The organism is Bradyrhizobium semiaridum (assembly GCF_020329505.1).
In the GTDB taxonomy this organism is placed as follows: domain Bacteria; phylum Pseudomonadota; class Alphaproteobacteria; order Rhizobiales; family Xanthobacteraceae; genus Bradyrhizobium; species Bradyrhizobium semiaridum.
This window is the reverse complement of sequence record NZ_JAGKJJ010000098.1, coordinates 1-630: the sequence shown is the minus strand read 5'-3', so window position 1 is coordinate 630 and position 630 is coordinate 1. Positions and strand designations below refer to the sequence as shown.

Sequence of the window (630 nt, the reverse complement as noted above, 5' to 3'; positions counted from 1 at the left end):
AGTGCAGAAGCTGTTCAAGCACGGCGTCGACACCTTCCACTTCTACACCATGAACCGCGCGGACCTCGTGTTCGCGATCAGCCATCTGCTCGGCATCCGGCCGAATGGCGCCCAGAAAGCTGCCTGAACCATGACTGTGCCTGTTTCTCCCAAGCGTAACGCTTTGCTCGCGGCCGCCCGCGAACGCATCCTGGTGCTCGACGGCGCCATGGGCACGATGATCCAGGGCCTGCAATACGACGAGGCCGCGTTCCGCGGCGCGCAGATAAGCGGCGTGGATATCCGTGATCGCGTCGGGCTGGGTCAGGATCAGGACGTCGTTATTGCCCTTGATGTCGCGGTGGAAGTCGGCAAAGCGCGCGCCGGCGCCGACATCGTCGCCACCAATACCTTCTCGTCGACCTCGATCGCGCAGGCCGACTACGACATGTCGGACCTCGCCTATGAGCTGAACCTGCAGGGCGCCCGGCTCGCCCGCGCCGCGGCCGAGCGCGTCTCGGCCGAGGACGGCAAGGAGCGCTTCGTTGCCGGCGCGCTCGGCCCGACCAACCGTACCGCGTCGATCTCGCCCGACGTGTCCAATCCCGGCTATCGCGCCGTGACTTTCGACGATCTGCGCAAGGCATATGG

1 protein-coding gene and 1 pseudogene are annotated in these 630 nt (G+C 65.6%); both read left to right on the top strand.

Annotated elements, in window-relative coordinates; translation table 11 throughout:
* A pseudogene (locus tag J6500_RS31650) lies at positions 1–127 on the top strand (methylenetetrahydrofolate reductase [NAD(P)H]); the annotation flags it as partial.
* Positions 128–130: 3 nt separating this feature from the next.
* On the top strand, positions 131–630 hold a 500-nt coding region (locus tag J6500_RS31645), incomplete at its 3' end, for a homocysteine S-methyltransferase family protein (protein ID WP_225716599.1).